General features: G+C 73.9%; 15 protein-coding genes and 1 riboswitch. Of the genes, 8 read left to right on the plus strand and 7 right to left on the minus strand.

Features of this window, described 5'->3' with window-relative positions; genetic code table 11:
• Positions 1-37: 37 nt before the first annotated feature.
• The 4 genes from ACJX2R_RS43550 (at position 38) to ACJX2R_RS43565 (ending at position 3,270) form a co-directional block, all read left to right on the plus strand.
• The gene (locus tag ACJX2R_RS43550) at positions 38-805 is read left to right on the plus strand and encodes an acyltransferase (protein ID WP_413104574.1); all 768 of its coding nucleotides are present in this window, start codon (positions 38-40) and stop codon (positions 803-805) included.
• A gap of 88 nt (positions 806-893) precedes the next feature.
• A complete protein-coding gene (gene cbiE, locus ACJX2R_RS43555) occupies positions 894-2,192 on the plus strand; it encodes a precorrin-6y C5,15-methyltransferase (decarboxylating) subunit CbiE (protein WP_413104575.1) in 1,299 nt (432 codons plus the stop codon).
• Positions 2,189-2,959 (plus strand): precorrin-4 C(11)-methyltransferase, encoded by a 771-nt coding sequence (cobM, locus tag ACJX2R_RS43560; protein WP_413104576.1) that lies wholly within the window; start codon positions 2,189-2,191, stop codon positions 2,957-2,959. The genes cbiE and cobM overlap by 4 nt, the downstream gene beginning before the upstream one ends.
• Positions 2,960-3,111: 152 nt before the next feature.
• A complete protein-coding gene (locus ACJX2R_RS43565) occupies positions 3,112-3,270 on the plus strand; it encodes a hypothetical protein (RefSeq protein ID WP_413104577.1) in 159 nt (52 codons plus the stop codon).
• Positions 3,271-3,639: 369 nt separating this feature from the next.
• Here ACJX2R_RS43565 and ACJX2R_RS43570 read toward each other — a convergent pair whose 3' ends face one another.
• A complete protein-coding gene (locus ACJX2R_RS43570; protein ID WP_413104578.1) occupies positions 3,640-4,806 on the minus strand; it encodes a cobalt-precorrin-5B (C(1))-methyltransferase in 1,167 nt (388 codons plus the stop codon).
• Positions 4,807-4,865: 59 nt separating this feature from the next.
• Between ACJX2R_RS43570 and ACJX2R_RS43575 the strand changes: the two genes are divergently transcribed.
• Positions 4,866-5,624 (plus strand): cobalt-precorrin-6A reductase, encoded by a 759-nt coding sequence (locus ACJX2R_RS43575; RefSeq protein ID WP_413104579.1) that lies wholly within the window; start codon positions 4,866-4,868, stop codon positions 5,622-5,624.
• 34 nt (positions 5,625-5,658) lie between these two features.
• Here ACJX2R_RS43575 and ACJX2R_RS43580 read toward each other — a convergent pair whose 3' ends face one another.
• Genes ACJX2R_RS43580 through cobG form a run of 3 tightly spaced genes read right to left on the minus strand, consistent with a single transcriptional unit; the run spans position 5,659 to position 9,343 of the window.
• Complete coding sequence (locus ACJX2R_RS43580) at positions 5,659-7,281, minus strand: precorrin-2 C(20)-methyltransferase (protein WP_413104580.1); 1,623 nt, start codon at positions 7,279-7,281, stop codon at positions 5,659-5,661.
• Entirely contained in the window at positions 7,278-7,928 is a 651-nt protein-coding gene (locus ACJX2R_RS43585; RefSeq protein WP_262705691.1) for a precorrin-8X methylmutase, read from the minus strand. The genes ACJX2R_RS43580 and ACJX2R_RS43585 overlap by 4 nt, the downstream gene beginning before the upstream one ends.
• Positions 7,925-9,343 (minus strand): precorrin-3B synthase, encoded by a 1,419-nt coding sequence (cobG, locus tag ACJX2R_RS43590; RefSeq protein WP_413104581.1) that lies wholly within the window; start codon positions 9,341-9,343, stop codon positions 7,925-7,927. The genes ACJX2R_RS43585 and cobG overlap by 4 nt, the downstream gene beginning before the upstream one ends.
• A gap of 155 nt (positions 9,344-9,498) precedes the next feature.
• Positions 9,499-9,582, plus strand: a riboswitch (cobalamin riboswitch).
• A gap of 53 nt (positions 9,583-9,635) precedes the next feature.
• On the opposite strand from cobG, the gene cobN reads away from it, so the two are divergent.
• Positions 9,636-13,280, plus strand: a complete 3,645-nt coding sequence (gene cobN / locus ACJX2R_RS43595) for a cobaltochelatase subunit CobN (RefSeq protein ID WP_413106103.1) — start codon at positions 9,636-9,638, stop codon at positions 13,278-13,280.
• A gap of 76 nt (positions 13,281-13,356) precedes the next feature.
• Here cobN and ACJX2R_RS43600 read toward each other — a convergent pair whose 3' ends face one another.
• On the minus strand, positions 13,357-13,611 hold the full coding sequence (locus tag ACJX2R_RS43600; RefSeq protein WP_201848074.1) for a hypothetical protein: 255 nt from the start codon (positions 13,609-13,611) through the stop codon (positions 13,357-13,359).
• 324 nt (positions 13,612-13,935) lie between these two features.
• Between ACJX2R_RS43600 and ACJX2R_RS43605 the strand changes: the two genes are divergently transcribed.
• Positions 13,936-14,934, plus strand: coding sequence for a cation diffusion facilitator family transporter (locus ACJX2R_RS43605; protein WP_413104582.1), 999 nt, complete (start codon positions 13,936-13,938; stop codon positions 14,932-14,934).
• A 55-nt stretch (positions 14,935-14,989) separates the two neighbouring features.
• On the opposite strand, the gene ACJX2R_RS43610 is transcribed toward ACJX2R_RS43605, so the two are convergent.
• Both ACJX2R_RS43610 and ACJX2R_RS43615 read right to left on the minus strand, forming a co-directional pair.
• The gene (locus tag ACJX2R_RS43610) at positions 14,990-15,118 is read right to left on the minus strand and encodes a hypothetical protein (protein WP_413104583.1); all 129 of its coding nucleotides are present in this window, start codon (positions 15,116-15,118) and stop codon (positions 14,990-14,992) included.
• Positions 15,119-15,358: 240 nt separating this feature from the next.
• Positions 15,359-16,804 carry a lipase maturation factor family protein gene (locus ACJX2R_RS43615; protein ID WP_413104584.1) on the minus strand — a complete coding sequence of 482 codons (1,446 nt, stop codon included), beginning with the start codon at positions 16,802-16,804 and terminating at the stop codon, positions 15,359-15,361.
• Positions 16,805-17,158: 354 nt separating this feature from the next.
• Here ACJX2R_RS43615 and ACJX2R_RS43620 point away from each other — a divergent pair, with 354 nt between their 5' ends.
• Positions 17,159-18,877, plus strand: coding sequence for a 3-hydroxyacyl-CoA dehydrogenase family protein (locus ACJX2R_RS43620; RefSeq protein WP_413104585.1), 1,719 nt, complete (start codon positions 17,159-17,161; stop codon positions 18,875-18,877).
• Positions 18,878-18,964 lie beyond the last annotated feature (87 nt).

The following is an 18,964-nucleotide window of genomic DNA, read 5'->3' on the forward strand; positions in this document are numbered from 1 at the left end:
GGCGGACGCTCTCCCGATGGGTCGATACGGTGGGCGAATGCCGAAGAAGGAGAACGTGTTCTCATCCTGGCGGGGCTGGTGCGGACGTGTCACTTCCCGGCTGGTCCACCGTGGATGGCGCGCCGTACAGCGGGCCGGCGCGGTGACCGCCGAGCGCCCCGGCCCGTACCGCTTCGGCCGCATCGGCGTCGGCACCCGGCTGGCGTTCCCCCAGGGCACCCTCTTCGGCGAACCGTGGATCGAGCTCGGCGAGCACTGCGTCATCGGCGAGCAGGTGACCCTCACCGCCGGCATGATGCCCGATGTGGACCTCGGCCCCGAACCGGTGCTGCGCATCGGCAACGGCGTGGTGCTGGGCCGGGGCAGCCATGTGATCGCCTCCGTGCGCGTGGAGTTCGGCGACGATGTCTTCTGCGGCCCGTACGTCTATGTGACCAGCGACAACCACTCCTACGACGATCCCGACCAGCCCATCGGCCGTCAGTGGCCACGCTCCGCGCCCGTCCGCATCGGCCCCGGCAGCTGGCTGGGCGCGGGCGCGGTGATCCTGCCGGGGGCGCGGCTGGGCCGCAATGTGGTGGTCGCGGCGGGCGCGGTCGTACGGGGCGAGGTGCCCGACCACGCCGTGGTGGCCGGGGCGCCGGCCCGGATCATACGGCGCTGGGCCCCGGAAGAGGGCTGGCAGCCACCGCTGCGGACTCCGGCGCCGGTGCCGATCCCCGAGGACATGACCGTCGAGCAACTGCTCGCACTGGCCGAGCTGGAGCGCGAGCGCGAGCGGGAGCCGGGGGCCGGGGCGTCGTAGCAGGTCAGTAGAGTTTCGTGGACCGTCCCCAGAGTTTCGCGGACCGTCCCCGGCCCCGAAGCCGCCCCCGACCCCGAAGGTGACCACCGTGAGCCCGCCGCCTCCCCCCGTGACCGTCATCGGGATCGGCGCCGACGGCTGGGAGGGGCTCGGCCCCGCCGCCCGCGAGGCGCTGCGCACGGCCGAGGTGGTCATCGGCGGACGGCGCCATCTGGGCCTGCTGCCGCGGGAGTGCCCCGGTGAACGGGTGGCCTGGCCGTCCCCGCTGCGCCCCGCCGTCCCCGGGCTGTTCGCCGCGCACACCGGGCGGCGGATCTCCGTGCTGGCCAGCGGCGACCCCATGTTCTACGGCATCGGCCGCACCCTGGCCGAGCTGCTGGGCGCCGAGCGGCTGCGGGTGCTGCCCCATCCGTCATCCGTCTCCCTGGCCTGTGCGCGGCTCGGCTGGGCGCTGGAGGAGACCGAGGTGGTCAGCCTCGTCGGCCGCCCCCTGGCCACGCTGAACCGTGAGCTGTACGCCGGACGGCGGCTCCTCGTGCTCAGCGCGGGCGCGGACACCCCCGCCGAGGTGGCCGGGGCGCTCGGGGAGCGCGGCTTCGGCCCGAGCCGGATGCGGGTGCTGGAACAGCTGGGGAGCGCGGAGGAGCGCTGTGTGGAGGGCACGGCCGAGGCGTGGCCCCACCCGCCCGGCGACCCCCTCAACGTCATCGCCGTCGACTGCGCCCCGGCGGACGGCGCCGCCCGGCCGCCGGCGCTCACGCCGGGGCTGCCCGACGCGGCGTACGACCACGACGGCCAGCTGACCAAGCGCCATGTGCGGGCCGCCACCCTCGCCGCGCTCGCCCCGGCCCCCGGGGAGCTGCTGTGGGACGTCGGCGGCGGCTCGGGGTCCATCGCCGTGGAGTGGATGCGCGCCCACCGCACCTGCCGGGCGGTCTCGGTCGAACGCGACGCGGTGCGCGCCGAGCGCATCGGCCGCAACGCCGCCGCGCTCGGTGTGCCCGGGCTGACCGTCGTCACCGGCGCCGCCCCGGACGCGCTGGCCGGACTGCCCGCCCCCGACGCGGTCTTCGTCGGCGGCGGCCTGACCGCCCCCGGAGCGCTGGAGGCGTGCTGGGCGGCCCTGCCGCCGGGCGGCCGGATCGTGGCCAACACCGTGACCCTGGAATCCGAGGCGCTGCTCGCCGACTGGTACCGCCGCCACGGCGGCGACCTCGTCCGCCTCGCCGTCTCCCACGCCACCCCGGTCGGGGCGTTCACCGGCTGGCGGCAGGCGATGCCGGTCACCCAGTGGTCCGCCACCAAACCGCTCGCTTCCCGAGGCCCTGGCGGGGACGCCGCCGATCCCGGGGGATCCGTCGAAGCCGCACAAGGAGAAACACGATGACGGTGTACTTCATCGGCGCGGGCCCCGGCGCCGCCGACCTGATCACGGTGCGCGGCGCCCGGACCCTGGCCCGCTGCCGGGTGTGCCTGTACGCGGGCAGCCTGGTGCCCCGTGAACTCCTCGCCGAATGCCCGCCGGACGCCCGCCTCGTCGACACCGCCCAGCTCGACCTGGACCAGATCACCGCCGAGCTGGTCGCCGCCCACGAGGCGGGCCACGATGTGGCCCGCCTCCACTCCGGCGATCCGTCGGTCTTCAGCGCCGTCGCCGAGCAGATGCGCCGCCTGGACGCGGCCGGCGTTCCGTACGACGTGGTCCCGGGCGTCCCCGCCTTCGCCGCCGCGGCCGCCGCTCTGAAGCGCGAGCTGACGATCCCGACCGTCGGCCAGACCGTCATCCTCACCCGCATCGCCCAGCAGGCCACCCCCATGCCGGACGGCGAGGATCTGGCCACCCTGGGCCGCGGCGGCGCCCTGCTCGTCCTGCACCTCGCCGCCCGCTATGTGGACCGCGTCGTCGCCGAACTCCTGCCGCACTACGGCGCCGACTGCCCGGCCGCCGTGGTCGCCATGGCCAGCCGCCCCGACGAACTGGTCCTGCGCGGCACCCTGGACGACATAGCGGCCCAGGTGAAGGCGGCAGGCGTGGTCCGCACAGCGGTCATCATCGTCGGCCGAACCCTGGCCGCCGCCCAGTTCCCCGACAGCCACCTCTACTCCCCGGCCAGGACCCGCCCCTGCGTCCCCGGCTCCCGGCCCACCAGCTGAGCCTCTCGCTCCCGGCAGGCGCCCGTGCGCGGTTTCGGGTGTGCCGTGCCGCGCGTGGCGCGCCGTGTCCGCGACGGTGAGGGAATCAGCGCCGCGCGTGGCGGACCGCGGAGTGGGCGCGATCCGCGCTCCTGTGCGGCATAGGGGACCGGGTGCGACAGGCGCCCGGCCCGGTGGCGTGCGGCGGGCTCATGCAGGCCATGCTGCCGTTGGCACGCCATGGCTGCGGTGGCGATGGCGGCGACGTCATGCGCGACGGCCCGCGGGTGAGCTCGGTGACCACACCCCTCGGCGTACGGGCCGCGCCATGACCAGCGCGCGGCGGGCCGTGTGCGGCCTCGCGTGGGCGGGGCGGCGCGTGGCGTGTCGCGTCCGGGGGCGAAGGCAGCGGCGCCGTGTGCCGGGGGACGAGCGGTGGGTGCCGCGATCCGCACGCCCGGCCCGGGGCACTGGGCGAGGAGGGTATCCGCCCGCAGTGGCGCGTGGCGGGCGCCGTACGCTTCTCCGGCGTGTCGTGCCGACGGCCGGAGCCGTCGGCACCGGCGGGCGGGGCGTGTCGCGCCTTGGCTGACCGGCGGCGGTACCGTGCGGTGCCGTGTGACGTCGCGTTGGGGTGTGTCGGGCTGAGGGGGGCGGTACACCGCCGCACATGGCGCGGCGCGCCACGCGCGACGACGGGGTCAGCGGGCCCGGGGGCCGCGTGGGTCGGCGCGGCCCACGATCGTGCCGGTGCGGTCGATGCAGATGACGTCCACCGCCACCGGTGCCCCGCGCAGCACCCCGAGGGCCGTGTCGCGGGCCGCCGCCGCGACCAGGTCGCCGAGGGGGACGCCGCGGGCGGTGCAGAGCTGTACGGTCTCCAGGCCGGTGTTGGCCGTCGCCACCGCCTCCGCGAGCTCCTCGTCGGCCCCTCCCCGGCGGGCCAGTTCCGCGAGGAAGCCCTTGTCCACCTGGGACCGGGAGGAGTGCAGGTCCAGATGGCCCGCGGCCAGTTTGGAGAGCTTGGCGAAGCCGCCGGCGACCGTCAGCCGGTCCACCGGGTGGCGGCGCAGATACTTCAGGACCGCGCCCGCGAAGTCGCCCATGTCCAGCAGCGCGTCCTGCGGCAGCCCGTGCACGGCCACCGCCACCTTCTCGGACGTCGAGCCCGTACAGCCCGCGACATGCGTGCGCCCCGCCGCGCGGGCGACATCCACTCCGCGCCGGATGCTGTCGATCCAGGCCGAGCAGGAGTAGGGCACCACGATGCCCGTCGTGCCGAGGATGGACAGCCCGCCGAGGATGCCCAGGCGTGGATTCCAGGTGGAGCGGGCGATCTCCTCGCCGTGGTCCACCGAGATCTCGATCTCGACGTCGCCGGTTCCGCCGTGCCGGGCCGCGACCGAGCCGATGTGGTCGCGCATCATCTGGCGCGGGACGGGGTTGATGGCGGGTTCGCCCACGTCGAGCGGGAGTCCGGGCCGGGTCACCGTGCCAACGCCGGGACCGGCCCGGAAGACCACTCCGCTGCCGGGCGGCAGAACCCGTACCGTGGCCCTGACCAGCGCGCCGTGGGTCACATCCGGATCGTCCCCCGCGTCCTTGACGACCGCGGCCATAGCGCGGTCCGCCGTCAGTTCCTCGGCGGCGAGCGCGAACGCGGGCCGCTGGCCCTTGGGCAGTTCGATGGTCACCGGATCGGGGAACTCCGCGCCCAGCAGCGCGGTGTACGCGGCCGTGGTCGCGGCGGTGGCACACGCCCCGGTGGTCCAGCCGTGCCGCAGCCCCGACCGCTCCAGCTGCGCGCCCCGCCCCCCGGTCGCCTCGGCCGTCGTCTCCGCCTCGGCCGTCGTCTCCGCCTCAGCCATGGGTGGGCCGCCGCGCATACGATGACGGGCGCACGGACGACGAAAGGCACCCGATCCCGATGAACAGCGCACCGGCGCGCCATGTGCTCATCCTCGGCGGCACCACCGAGGCGCGCCGCCTCGCCGAGGAGCTCGCCGACACGCCCGCGCTGCGCGTCACCAGCTCCCTCGCGGGCCGGGTCGCCGCGCCGCGGCTGCCGGTGGGGCGGGTGCGGATCGGCGGGTTCGGCGGCGCCGAGGGCATGGCCCGCTGGCTCCGCGAGCACCAGGTCGACGCGGTCATCGACGCCACCCATCCTTTCGCCGACACGATCAGTTCCCACGCGGCTCGGGCGGCCGCAGACGTCCATGTTCCCCTGCTCGCCCTGCGCCGCCCCGGCTGGGTACCCGGCCCGGGCGACCGCTGGCATTCGGCGGGCTCGCTGGCCGAGGCCGCGCGGCTGCTGCCCGGCCTGGGGGAGCGGATCTTCCTCACCACGGGACGGATGGGCCTGGCCGCCTTCGCCCATCTGACGGGGCAGTGGTTCCTGGTCCGCTCGGTCGACGCGCCCGAGCCGCCGGTCCCGCCCCGGATGGAGGTGATCCTCGACCGCGGCCCGTTCACCCTCGAGGGCGAGGCGGAGCTGCTGCGCCGCCATCGCGTCGAGGTGCTGGTCACCAAGGACAGCGGCGCCCACGCCACCGCCCCCAAACTCGCCGCGGCCCGCGCCGCCGCCCTCCCGGTCGTCATCATCCGCCGCCCACCCGCTCCCCAGGGCATCCCGGTGGCCGAAACCCCGGCCGAAGCCGCCGCCTGGCTGTGGACGACCCTGGCCTGAGCCGGGGCGCTCCGCGCCAGAAGCACGCCGGACGCTACGACTCCGGGTAGCGGCGCGGGGTCCAGACGATGTCGGTGCCGTCGCCGCGGCGGACCGTGCGGGTCTGGGTGGAGCCCACCAGGAGGATCGTGCGCATGTCGACCTGGGCCGGGTCGAGGTCGGCCAGCCGGACGATCCGCACGCGTTCCCCGGGGCCGCCGATGTCGCGGCCCAGCACCACGGGCGTGTCGGGGGCGCGGTGCTCCAGCAGGAGTTCGCGCGCCTTGCCCACCTGCCAGACACGGCTGCGGGAGCCGGGGTTGTAGAGGGCGAGCACCAGGTCGGCCGCCGCGGCGGCGCGCAGCCGCTCGGCGATGACCTCCCAGGGCTTGAGCCGGTCGGAGAGTGAGATCACCGCGTAGTCGTGGCCGAGCGGGGCACCGGCCCGGGCGGCGGCCGCGTGGGCCGCCGTCATACCGGGGACGATCCGCACCGGGACCTCGCGGTAGGGGTCCTCGCAGGCGGCCTCCAGGACGGCGGTGGCCATGGCGAACACGCCCGGGTCGCCCGAGGAGACCACGGCGACACGCCGACCCCGCCGGGCGAGGTCGAGGGCGAACTCGGCGCGTACGGCCTCGACCTTGTTGTCGGATGCGTGACGCCGCTGGCCCGGCCGTACGGGCACTCGGTCCAGGTACGTGGTGTAGCCGACGAGATCCTCGGCGGCGGCCAGCTCGCCGCGCGCCTCGGGGGTGAGCCACAGCGGACCGGCCGGGCCGAGGCCGACGACCACGACCTCGCCCGGACGGCCGGACGCACCGCTCGGCGCGTCCACGCGGTCACCGTATGGCGCGCCCTCGCGGTCACGGCTCGGCGCGTCACCGCGGTCGCCGATCGGCGCGTCGCCGTCGTCACCGCGCGCCGCGTCCACGTCGTCACCGCGCGGCGCGTCCACGCGGCTCGGCAGCACCGCCATCGAGAAGTACGGCACCGACTCCGGGTCGACCTCGGCCAGCGGGGCGGTCCGCTCCGCGTTCATCGTGGCGCGCTCCACATAGCGCGCGTCCGCGAGCCGTCCCGACCGCTCAAGCGCCCGGCGCACCGTCGGGAAGGTCCGGCCGAGCTTCATCACGGCCGCCGCGTCCGCCGTGGCCAGCCGGGCCGTCAACTCCTCCTCCGGCAGCGTGCCGGGGAGGACCGTCATCACCTCCTCGCCCTCCACCAGCGGTGTGCCGAGCCGTGCGGCCGCGGCGCTGACCGAGGTGACACCGGGGATGACCTCGGTGGGGTAGCGGTCGGCGAGCCGCTTGTGCATGTGCATGTACGAGCCGTAGAAGAGCGGATCGCCCTCCGCGAGCACCGCCACCGTGCGCCCCGCGTCCAGATGCGCGGCGAGCCGTGCGGCCGCGTCCGCGTAGAACTCCTCCATGGCGCCGCGATAGCCGCCCGGGTGGTCGGTGGTCTCCGTGGTGACCGGGTAGACCAGCCGCTCCTCGATGTGGTCGGGCCGCAGATGGCGCTCGGCGATGGAGCGCGCGATGCTGCGCCCGTGCCGGGCGCTGTGGTACGCGATGACGTCGGCCGCGGCGATGACCTCCACGGCGCGTACGGTCATCAGGGAGGGGTCGCCGGGGCCGAGCCCCACACCGTAGAGCCGGCCCGTCTGCTGCTCGCTCACTCTTCCTCGCTCGCTATCGCGTTGATCGCGGCCGCGGCGATGGCGCTGCCGCCGCGCCGGCCGTGCACCACCAGGTGGTCGAGCGCCGCCGGATGCCCGGCCAGCGCCTCCTTGGACTCGGCCGCGCCGATGAAGCCCACCGGCACGCCGATCACGGCGGCCGGGCGCGGCGCGCCCGCCCCTCCCTCTTCGATCATCTCCAGCAGCCGGAACAGCGCCGTGGGCGCGTTGCCGACCGCCACCACCGACCCCTCGAGCCGGTCCCGCCACAGCTCCAGCGCGGCGGCGCTGCGCGTGGTGCCCATGCGCCGCGCCAACTCCGGTACGGCGGGGTCCGCAAGGGTGCAGATCACCTCGTTGTCGGCGGGCAGCCGCTTGCGGGTGACCCCGCTGGCCACCATGCGCGCGTCGCAGAGCACGGGCGCGCCGGACCGCAGCGCGGCGCGGGCGCGGGAGACCACCTCGGGGGTGTACGCGAGATCCTTGACCAGGTCGACCATGCCGCAGGCGTGGATCATCCGCACCGCCACCTGGCTGACGTCGGCGGGGAGCCCCCCGAGGTCGGCCTCGGCGCGGATGGTGGCAAAGGACGCGCGGTAGATGGCCGCCCCGTCCTTCTCGTAGTCGAACACGGTGTCCTCGATCATGTCGTTCCACGGGCCGCCGCAACGGCGCCGGCCAACTGCTCTGCTGTCACTTCCACACCGTCCTCCGCCTCCGGCGTGTCGTCCTTCGCGCCGCCGCGCACGGTGACCCGATAATCCGTGTCGCCGGTCGCCAGCACGTCCACCCAGCGGCCCCCGGGGTGGCCGCAGCGCCGTTCACAGCCGGAGACGTACACCGGCAGCGGATCGGGCGCGCCCTGGCGCGCCGTGCCCGCGGCCATGCGTGTCGCGTGGGCCCGCACATCCGCCAGGGACTTGGCGCAGCCGGGGCGTCCCGTACACGCGCCGACCCCGAGCCACGGCGAGTCCGGCGTGGTCACCAGTCCCGCGTCGGACAGTTCCGACAAGGCGCCGCGCGTGTCGTCCGGGGCGAAGCCGGGGAGCACCACGCCGCGCCAGGGTGTCATACGCAGCTCATCCGCCCCGCTCCGGGAGGCGAGCCCGGTGAGCAGCCGCCACTGCGCGGCGCTCACCCGGCCCAGGGGGAGGGCGACGGACAGCGCGTGGCGCCCGTCCGGGCCGGGGACCAGGCCGGGGGCGGGTGGTGGTTGCGGCGGGCGCGGGCCCGGCGCGCCCGGGTGCGGCTCGGTGTGGATGTCCGCGTCGGCGAGTCGGGCCGCCAAGCGATCGGCGGTCACGGCGTGTTGCGCGGGCAGTTCCCGGACGCGCCACGCCCGGGTCCCGCTCTCCCGTGCCCGCGCCAGGAACTCCACCGCCGCCAGCGCGGCCGCCCGCGCCGCGTCCTCGCCGCGCACCCGCAGATCACCCCGTGCGGCCGCCCCGCCCGTGCCGACGCTCGCCACCCCCGCACCCGCCGGCGGCCCCCCGACCCGCAGCACCGCTCCACCACCAGGCGTTGCGATCAATGTCACATCCGCGCCCAACGCGGCCACATCGCCACGCCCATCGTCCAGCGCGAACAGAAACCTGCCCGACAAGCCCGACAATTCCCCGCGCCCCGCCAACGCGTCGACGCTTGCCTCAGCGCACAGCACGGCGTCCAACTCCCGTACCCACGCCACCACATCGGCGTGCCCCGCGCCGTCCAGGCCGGACAGCGGCGACGCCACGATGTTGCGCACCCGGTCATGGCGGTCCGACGGAAGCAGCCCGGCCGCCCGCAGCCGGGCCGCCAGCTCCCCGCCACACCCCGCCGCCAGGCCGCGCACCTGCGCGTTGCCCCGTGAGGTGATGTCCAGCCGCCCGTCGCCCAGCTCCTCGGCCACCCGCCCCAGCGCCCGCGCCTGACGAGCCGTCAACAGCCCGCCAGGCACCCGGATCCGGGCCAGCGAACCGTCGTCCGCCGGGTGCAGCCGCAGCGCGCCCGGACAGGCGTCATCGCGTCCGCGTACGGGGGTTTCATCCCCTGATGGGGTGGTTGTCGGGGGGAGGGACATGGCGGCGAGCATACCGACGATCCGGTCCGGCCCACCGCCCCGGCCAGCCTCCCCGGAGACCGGAACGCACCGCCCCATGGCAGGTCAGCAACGCTTACTATGCTCAGCGGCGGGTCGGTCCCGACCCGCGACACGCACAAGACGGCACTCACGGTAGGAAGCCGGTGGAAATCCGGCGCGGTCCCGCCACTGTGAGCGCGGCGGCTGCCGAACGGCAGCGGACGCGCGAGCCAGGAACTGCCGCCGTCTTCAACCCGCCCGGGGCGCGGACCCCGAGGAAGGCATGCGCCGCATGATTCTGCTGCTGTCGACGTCCGACACCGACCTGCTCAGCGCCCGTGCCGCCACGGGCCCGGTGCCGTACCGTCTCGCCAACCCGGCCCGCCTCGCCCTCGATGACCTCCCCGGCCTGCTCGACGGCGTCGAACTCGTCGTCGTACGGCTCCTCGGCGGCATCCGCGCCTGGCAGGAGGGGCTCGACACGCTGCTCGCGGGCGACCTCCCGGTCGTGGTCCTCAGCGGTGAACAGGCCCCGGACGCCCAGCTCATGGAGGCGTCCACGGTCCCGGTCGGCATCGCCGCCGAGGCCCACGCCTACCTCGCCCACGGCGGCCCCGCCAACCTCGATCAGCTGGCCCGGTTCCTCTCCGACACCGTGCTGCTCACCGGCCATGGCTTCGAACCGCCCGCGCCCGCGCCCACCTGGGGTCCGCTGGAGCGCACCGGCCACGCGGCGGCCCCGGGCGACGCCGCCGCCCCGACCATCGCGGTGCTCTACTACCGCGCCCACCACATGAGCGGGAACACCGCCTTCGTGGAGGCCCTGTGCCGCGCCGTGGAGGACGCCGGGGGCCGCCCGCTGCCGCTGTTCGTCGCCTCGCTGCGCGCCCCCGAACCCGAGCTGATCGAGGCCCTCGGCGCGGCCGACGCCATCGTCACCACCGTTCTCGCGGCCGGTGGCACCCGCCCCGCCGAGGCGTCCGCGGGCGGCGACGACGAGGCGTGGGACGCGGGCGCGCTCACCGCGCTCGACGTGCCCGTACTCCAGGCGCTGTGCCTGACCTCGCCGCGCGCCGCGTGGGAGGAGAACGACGAGGGTCTTTCGCCGCTGGACGCCGCGACCCAGGTCGCCGTCCCCGAGTTCGACGGGCGGCTCATCACCGTGCCGTTCTCGTTCAAGGAGGTGGACGAGGACGGTCTGCCGGTCTATGCCGCCGACGCCGAACGCGCCGCGCGTGTCGCCGGAATCGCGGTACGACACGCCCGGCTCCGCCATATCCCCGCCGCCGACAAGCGCCTCGCGCTCGTCCTCTCCGCCTACCCCACCAAGCACTCCCGGATCGGCAACGCCGTCGGACTCGACACCCCCGCGAGCGCCGTCGCCCTGCTGCGCCGACTGCGCGCCGAAGGCTACGACCTCGGCCCCGAGGACGGACCGGACGCGCTCCCGGGCCTGGTCTCCGGCGACGGCGACGAGCTGATCTACGCCCTCATCGAGGCGGGCGGCCATGACCAGGACTGGCTCACCGAGGAGCAGCTGGCCAAGAACCCGGTCCGCATCCCCGCCGCCGACTACCGCCGCTGGTACGCCACGCTCCCTCGGGAGCTCCGGGACGCGGTCGAGGAGCACTGGGGCCCGCCGCCCGGCGAGATGTTCGTGGACACCAGCCGCGACCCCGAGGGCGAGATCGTGCTGGCCGCGCTGCGCCGCGGCAACCTCCTGGTCGTCATCCAGCCGCCGCGCGGTTTCGGCGAGAACCCCATCGCCATCTACCACGACCCCGATCTGCCGCCCTCGCACCACTACCTGGCCGCCTACCGCTGGATGGCCACCGCGCGGACGGACGGCGGCTTCGGCGCCGACGCCATGGTCCACCTGGGCAAACATGGCAACCTGGAGTGGCTGCCGGGCAAGAACGCCGGGCTGTCCGCCGCCTGCGGCCCCGACGCCGCGCTCGGCGATCTGCCGCTGATCTACCCCTTCCTGGTCAACGACCCGGGCGAGGGCACCCAGGCCAAGCGCCGAGTCCACGCCACCCTGGTCGACCACCTCGTGCCGCCGATGGCCCGCGCCGACTCCTACGGCGACATCGCGCGGCTGGAGCAGCTGCTGGACGAGTACGCGGCCATCTCCGCGATGGACCCGGCCAAGCTTCCCGCCATCCGCGCCCAGATCTGGACCCTCATCCAGGCCGCCCGGCTCGACCACGACCTGGGCTTGGAGGAGCGGCCGGACGACGACGGCTTCGACGACTTCCTGCTGCACGTCGACGGCTGGCTGTGCGAGGTCAAGGACGCCCAGATCCGCGACGGACTGCATGTCCTGGGCGGCGCGCCGACCGGCCCCGAGCGCGTCAACCTGGTGCTGGCCATCCTCCGTGCCCGCCAGATCTGGGGCGGCACGTCCGCGCTGCCCGGTCTGCGCGAGGCGCTCGGCCTGGACGAGTCGGCCGCCACCCGCACCGGTGCCGACGAGGCCGAGGAGCGGGCCCGAGCGCTGGTCCAGGCGATGGAGGACGCCGCATGGGCCCCGGAGGCCGTCGAGAAGGCCGTCCTCACCCTGCCCGATGAGCAGCGCCCCGCCGTCTCCGCGGTCCTCGACTTCGCCGCCCGCGAGGTCGTACCCCGGCTGGCCGCCACGACGGACGAGATCGACCACGCCGTGCACGCGCTGAACGGCGGCTTCGTCCCGGCCGGGCCGTCCGGCTCGCCGCTGCGCGGACTGGTCAACGTCCTGCCGACCGGCCGCAACTTCTACTCCGTCGACCCCAAGGCCGTGCCCAGCAGGCTGGCCTGGGAGACCGGCCAGGCCCTCGCCGACTCGCTCCTGGAGCGCTACCGCGCCGACAACGACGGTCAGTGGCCGAAGTCCGTCGGCCTCTCGCTGTGGGGGACGAGCGCCATGCGCACCTCGGGCGACGATGTGGCCGAGGCGCTTGCGCTGCTGGGCATCCGCCCGGTGTGGGACGACGCCTCGCGGCGGGTGACGGGACTCGAACCCGTACCCCTCGACCAGCTGGGCCGTCCGCGGGTCGATGTCACCCTGCGCATCAGCGGGTTCTTCCGGGACGCCTTCCCCCACGTCGTCGGGCTGCTGGACGACGCCGTACGGCTCGCCGCCTCCCTCGACGAGAGCGACGACGACAACTACGTACGGGCGCACACCCGCGCCGACCTCGCCGCACACGGTGACGAGCGCCGCGCCACCACCCGGATCTTCGGCTCCCGCCCCGGCACCTACGGCGCCGGACTGCTCCAGCTCATCGACAGCCGCGACTGGCGCACCGACGCCGACCTCGCCGAGGTCTACACGGTCTGGGGCGGCTACGCCTACGGCCGCGGGCTTGAGGGCCGCCCGGCGCGGGCGGAGATGGAGAGCGCCTACCGCCGGATCGCGGTCGCGGCCAAGAACACCGACACCCGCGAACACGACATCGCCGACTCCGACGACTACTTCCAGTACCACGGCGGCATGGTGGCCACCGTGCGCGCGCTGAAGGGCACCGCGCCCGCCGCGTACATCGGCGACTCCACCCGTCCCGAGACGGTTCGCACCCGCACCCTCCACGAGGAGACCTCACGGGTCTTCCGGGCCCGGGTGGTCAACCCGCGCTGGATCGAGGCGATGCGCCGCCACGGCTACAAGGGCGCCTTCGAGCTCGCCGCGACGGTCGACTACCTCTTCGGCTACGACGCGACCACCGGCGTGGTCGCCGACTGGATGTACGACAAGCTCGCCCAGACCTATCTGCTCGACCCGGAGAACCGCGCCTTCCTGGAGGAGGCCAACCCCTGGGCGCTGCACGGCATGGCCGAGCGGCTGCTGGAGGCCGAGAGCCGCGGGCTGTGGGACGAGCCCGACCCGGAGGTGCTGGAGCGGGTGCGGGAGCTGTACCTGGAGACGGAGGGCGGCCTGGAGGGCGGGGACGACGAGTAGGCGCGTCCGCGGCTCAGCAGGCGCGTCGGCGGCTTGGCAGGCGCGTCGGCGGCTTCCCCGTGCGTCCGGCGGTGGCTCAGTCGGCGGACGGGCGTGCCGCCGGGCGGGTCGCCGCCCGGATCCGGTCCGGCCAGGGGGGACAGTTGACCAGTTCGGTCCACTCGCGGTCGTAGCGCCCGGGCACCGCGCGCCCCGCGGAGGCCCAGCGCTCGACCAGCGCCGCGTAGATCGGTACGGATGTGGATGTGTGAACGGTCTGATGAACCGTTCCGTCGCCTTCGGTGCTCCGGTCCAGCGCTCTGCTCGGCTGCGAGAGAGAACGGCGTCGCATCGTCGTCGTCATATTCGGACAACGCGCCGCGCCCCGCCGGGTCACCTTCCGCGCGCCGGTCTCACCCGCATCGGCGTGGTGTCGCACATGTCAGCGACTGCCTGGTGGCCCGGCCCGGCGGCGTCACCGATACCCGTCCCGGGCGACCGGTCCGTTCCCCTTTTCGCACGCTCAACGCGAAATGAAAAGCATTGCCGCATTCATAAAGCTCATTCGTCGCCGGGGCAAGAGTTTATTGATAACCGTGTCCATTGCAGCCTTTGGTGAATTCCCCTCGGGCCTGTTTCAATTGCGTTGTCCCGAAGACGATCCGAGGAGGAGCCGGTGGGAGCTCATGCGCACGGACCCGACGAGGGGCACGGCGGGCCTGGCCACGGCGGCCACACCCACGGGGTGGCGGAGAACGCCGACCGTCGGTGGCTGACCCTCGCCCTCGCGCTGATCAGCGGCTTCATGGCGGTGGAGGTCATCGTCGGGATCGTCGCCCGCTCCGTGGCGCTGCTGTCCGACGCGGCCCATATGCTCACCGACGCCGCCTCGATCGTTCTCGCGCTCATCGCGATCCGGCTCTCCGCGCGCCCCGCACGTGGCGGATACACCTACGGGCTCAAGCGGTCGGAAATCCTTTCCGCCCAGGCCAATGGGCTTTCCCTGCTGCTGCTCGGCGCCTATCTCGGCTATGAGGGCGTGGGACGGCTGATCGATCCGCCCGAGGTGACCGGTGGTCTGGTGCTGACCACCGCACTGGCCGGTGTGGTGGTGAATCTCGCGGCCGCGTGGTGCATGTCGAAGGCGAACCGCTCCTCGCTCAATGTCGAGGGCGCCTTCCAGCATGTGCTCAACGATCTCTACGCCTTCATCGCCACCGCCATCGCGGGACTGGTGGTGGTGACGACGGGCTTCGCCCGGGCCGACGCGATCGCCGGTCTGCTGGTGGTGCTCCTCATGATCAAGGCGGGCGTGGAACTGCTGCGGGCCTCCGGCCGGGTGCTGCTGGAGGCCGCCCCCGCCGGTGTCGAGCCCGATGAGGTGGGCGGCCGGCTGGTCGCCCATGGGCAGGTGGCCGAGGTCCACGATTTGCATGTCTGGCAGATCACCTCGGGCGAGGTCTCGCTCTCCGCCCATGTCCTGGTGGCGGCGGGCGGCGACTGCCACGCCGTCCGGGAGGACCTGGAGGCGGTGTTGAGCGGCGAGTACGGGATCACCCACACCACGCTCCAGGTGGACCATCTGGACGAGCCCGCCGAGCGGGGGCGCCCGGACGGGGAGCACTGTCCGACCGCCCACGGCCCGGTGCACAGGGCCGCGTCGTACGGCCGCTGAGCGGGGTCCGGGAGCGGGCGGTGGGGATCCGGGAACGGCTGGCGGCGCGGCCGTGTCAGGCCGCGGCCGGGGCGGCGGTCGGCCTGAGGGCGGCGGTCAGAAGCGTCTTCGCGAGCTGGGCGGCCAACGCCTCCAGCGCGAGCTGGGCCAGCTTGACCAGGACGGTCGTGAGAATGTCGGCCATGAGTACCTCACTGGATGGAACACGAGCGGAAGCGAGGCATCCGCTTCCAGTTCCATAGCCTGACCTGGGCCGGAAAGCGGGCGGCGTACATCGGGTGAGCGGCGGGTTAACGGACGGAAAGATCTGGGTGGGAAACGCCCGTGATGTCCGGTGTGGCCGGTGGGCGCACGGCACCCGCGCGTCGATCAGCACCGCCGACACGCGGTCCAGCAGCATCCACATGAGCCCGGCCCGGCTCCCTCACCTCCGTGGCGAGCCGTGGTCCTCCAGCCTGACCGGCGGCAGGAACTCGCTCAGCAGGGTGCGGTGCCACCAGGCCCCGGTGGCCCGCCGCTCCGCCCGGGTGGTGAAGCGGTAGAGATACAGCCGCGCCCGCAGATGGGTGGGCGGGGTCCCCGGGAACGGGTTCGTCCGCAGCAGCTTCACCGTCGCCCGGTCGTTGACCAGCAGCTTGCCGATCAGCGGGGTGAACCAGGACCCGGCGTAGCCCGGTGAGAGCCCCGCGAACCACATCATCCAGTCAAGCCGCAGATGGTACGGGGCGTACTGGCGCGGCAACCGGCGCACATCGCCCGGCTTGCCCCGGAACTCGTAGTCCTGCCAGATCGTGTCCGGGGTGAGGACCGCGTCGTCGGTGCCCTGGATCACCACCTCCTGCCGGCTGCGGTTGACGCTGCCGAACGCCCCGTAGGTGTTGACCAGGTGCACCGGATTGAACGAGAAGTTCATCAGCTGACGGCCCGACAGCAGATTGCGGGCCGGCCAGTAGCTGAGCACCAGCACCAGAGCGGTGGCGGCCAGCACCACCGCCTCGTACCAGACCGGGGGAGCGGCGAGGTCCGGCGGTCCGGGCAGCCCCAGCACCCCGGCGGCGCGGCGGCCGTCGACCGCCGGGAGCGCCAGCAGGATCGTCAGCCAGTTGAGCCAGGAGAAGTTCCCCGAGGCCACCAGCCACAGCTGGGTGACCACGACGATCCCCGCGGCCACGCTCGCGACCGGCTGCGGGGTGAACAGCACCACGGGCACGATCAGCTGCGCCACATGGTTGGCCGCCACCTCCACCCGGTGCAGCGGCTTCGGCAGATGGTGGAAGTACCAGCTCAGCGGCCCGGGCATCGGCTGGGTCTCATGGTGGTAGTACAGACAGGTCAGGTCCCGCCAGCAGCGGTCTCCACGGATCTTGATCAGCCCGGCGCCGAACTCCACCCGGAACAGCAGCCAGCGCGTCAGCCACAGGATGAGCACGGGCGGCGCGGTGTGCTCATTGCCCAGGAACACGGCGAGGAACCCCGACTCCAGCAGCAGGGACTCCCAGCCGAAGCCGTACCACACCTGCCCCACGTTGACGATCGACAGATAGAGCAGCCACAGCACCAGCCACGCCACCATCGCGACCGCAAGCGGCGCCCGGTCCGCCGCCCCCACCAGCAGCGCGGCCGACAGCGCGGCCCCCAGCCAGGCGCAGCAGACGAAGAACCGGTCGGAGTAGTGCAGATGGAACAGGCTGGGCGAGCGGCGGAACGGCACCCGGTCCAGGAAGCGCGGCACCGGCGTCAGCCCCCGCGCGCCGAGCAGCGCCCGCCCCTGCCTGGCCGCCACCAGAAAGGCGATCAGATAGACGGCGGCCAGCCCCCGTTGGAAGACCAGCCGGCTCAGCCAGTAGTCGGATGAGGTGAACCACTCCATGGGGACCGCTCCCTGGGCTGGTGCGCCTTCGGCCTGCATGTATCCGGTACCACCTCCGACGGGTGCCCGTCATGCGCCGCGTCATACGGCGGACCGGGTTCATTCGGTAGGGGGCCTAGGGGGGTGATGGGTTAGGGGTTATCCGTGCCGTGCCCGGTCCGTAGCGTCGAAGCCCGGTATGGACCCGGAGGGAACCCCCCCAATGCTTCTTCTCGAGCACCGCCACGCCGCCCTCCCGGACGCCGGGATCCGCGCCGATGTCCACCGGTCCGTGACCAACCCGGTCATATGGCGGGACGGCCACCGCGGTCCGTGACCAACCCAAGGTCCCAGCCAGCGAAAGGACTCATCGGCATGGCACAGCGCTTCCCCAGCGTCGCGGTGTTCGGGCTCGGCACCACCGGCCGCCACCTCGTGGACGCCCTGGTCCGCGGCGGTCGGCGGGTGATCGCCGTGGAGCGGGACGAACCGGCCCTGCGGCGCGGCCGGGCGGGGGTGGCCGCGCCGGAATCCGCCGTCGAGTTCACCACCGACCCGGCGGCCGCGGCCCGGGCCGATCTGGTGGTCGAGGCGGTCCCCGAACGGCTGGAGACCAAGCGCGAGCTGCTCCTCCGCGCCCACGCCGACTGTCCGCCGGAGACGGTGTTCGCCACCACGACCACCGGGCTGCCGGTGACCGAGATCGCCGTCGGCTCCGGGCGGACCGACCGCACGGTGGGGCTGCACCTCTTCCCGCTGGGCCCCGACCGCGAGCAGCGGGCGGTGGAGGTGGTGGGCACCCCGCTCACCGCGGACGAGGTCCTGGCCGACGTCCGGGAGCTGGTCCGCGACCTGGGCCGGATCCCGGTGCGGGTGGCCGACCGGCCGGGTTTCGTCGGGGGCGCGCTCACCATGGCGTACCTCAACAACGCGGTGGCCATGTACGAGCGGCGCTACGCCTCGCGCGACAGCATCGACACCGCCATGACCCTGGGCTGCGGGCTGCCGATGGGGCCGCTGGCCCAGCTGGACGCCATGGGCCTGGACACCGCGCGGGACTCCCTGGAAGCGCTGTACGAGCGCACCGGCGATCCGCGGTACGCGCCCGCGCCCACCCTGGCCCATATGGTGACCGCCGGTCTGCTCGGGGTGAAGGCGGGACGCGGCTTCTACGAGTACGGGGCGGGCGGCGCGGCCCGGGGCGGGGAGACGGACGGTCTGGGCGAGCCCGTACCGGCCCGCGCGGTGCGGCGGATCGGGGTGGTGGGCTCGGGCACGATGGCCGTCGGGATCGCGGAGGTGTGCGCGCGCTCCGGCTATCCGACGGTGCTGGTGGCCCGCGGCGAGATGCGCGCGAAGGAGGCCACGGCCGCCGTGGAGCGCTCGCTGGAGCGCGGGGTGCGCCGCGGCAAGCTGGCGCCCGAACTGCTCACCGAGGCGATGGACCGGCTGACCGCGGGCGGTGAACGCCAGGCGCTCGGCGCCTGCGATCTGGTGGTCGAGGCGGTGGCGGAGGACATCGACGTCAAGCGGGCCGTCTTCGCCGATCTGGACCGGGTGTGCGCACCGGGCGCGGTGCTCGCCACCTCCACCTCCAGCCTGCCCGTGATCGAGTGCGCGATGGCGACGCGGCGGCCCGAGGACGTCATCGGGATGCACTTCTTCAACCCCGCCCCGGTGATGCGGCTGGTCGAGGTGGTGCACACCGTGCTGACCTCCAAGGAGGCGCTCGGTACGGCGCACGCGGTGGCCGCGGCGCTCGGCAAGCGCGCGGTGGACTGTCCGGACCGGGCGGGCTTCATCGTCAACGCCCTGCTCTTCCCCTATCTGAACAGCGCGGTGACGATGCTCGAGGAGGGCTGGGCCACCGCCGATGACATCGACACGGTGATGGCGGCCGGGCAGGGCTATCCGATGGGCCCGCTGCGGCTGCTGGACGTGATCGGCCTGGATGTGTCCCTCGCGATCCAGCGCACTCTGCACGGCACCTTCCGGGATCCGGCCCTGACCCCGGCCCGTCATCTCCGGCGGCTGGTCGAGGCGGGTCACCTGGGCCGCAAGGGCGGAAGGGGGCTGCACCGCCACGAGCGATGACAGTGGGTGCGCGGATGCAGATGCCGTTGGAATAGTCCAACGGCAGGTGGATGGCCTCGGAATTCATCGTCGCGGGAATAGGTGTGG

It is taken from the genome of Streptomyces sp. Inha503 (assembly GCF_047215865.1).
In the GTDB taxonomy this organism is placed as follows: Bacteria; Actinomycetota; Actinomycetes; order Streptomycetales; family Streptomycetaceae; genus Streptomyces; species Streptomyces lycopersici.

Bases quoted from the DNA above. Each gene is read 5' to 3' on its own strand.
- ACJX2R_RS43550 (WP_413104574.1), top strand. From the start codon at position 38: ATGCCGAAGAAGGAGAACGTGTTCTCATCCTGGCGGGGCTGGTGCGGA.
- cobM (WP_413104576.1), top strand. From the start codon at position 2,189: ATGACGGTGTACTTCATCGGCGCGGGCCCCGGCGCCGCCGACCTGATC.
- ACJX2R_RS43570 (WP_413104578.1), bottom strand. From the start codon at position 4,806: ATGGCTGAGGCGGAGACGACGGCCGAGGCGGAGACGACGGCCGAGGCG.
- ACJX2R_RS43575 (WP_413104579.1), top strand. From the start codon at position 4,866: ATGAACAGCGCACCGGCGCGCCATGTGCTCATCCTCGGCGGCACCACC.
- ACJX2R_RS43585 (WP_262705691.1), bottom strand. From the start codon at position 7,928: ATGATCGAGGACACCGTGTTCGACTACGAGAAGGACGGGGCGGCCATC.
- cobG (WP_413104581.1), bottom strand. From the start codon at position 9,343: ATGTCCCTCCCCCCGACAACCACCCCATCAGGGGATGAAACCCCCGTA.
- cobN (WP_413106103.1), top strand. From the start codon at position 9,636: ATGATTCTGCTGCTGTCGACGTCCGACACCGACCTGCTCAGCGCCCGT.
- ACJX2R_RS43600 (WP_201848074.1), bottom strand. From the start codon at position 13,611: ATGCGACGCCGTTCTCTCTCGCAGCCGAGCAGAGCGCTGGACCGGAGC.
- ACJX2R_RS43610 (WP_413104583.1), bottom strand. From the start codon at position 15,118: ATGGCCGACATTCTCACGACCGTCCTGGTCAAGCTGGCCCAGCTCGCG.
- ACJX2R_RS43615 (WP_413104584.1), bottom strand. From the start codon at position 16,804: ATGGAGTGGTTCACCTCATCCGACTACTGGCTGAGCCGGCTGGTCTTC.
- ACJX2R_RS43620 (WP_413104585.1), top strand. From the start codon at position 17,159: ATGGCACAGCGCTTCCCCAGCGTCGCGGTGTTCGGGCTCGGCACCACC.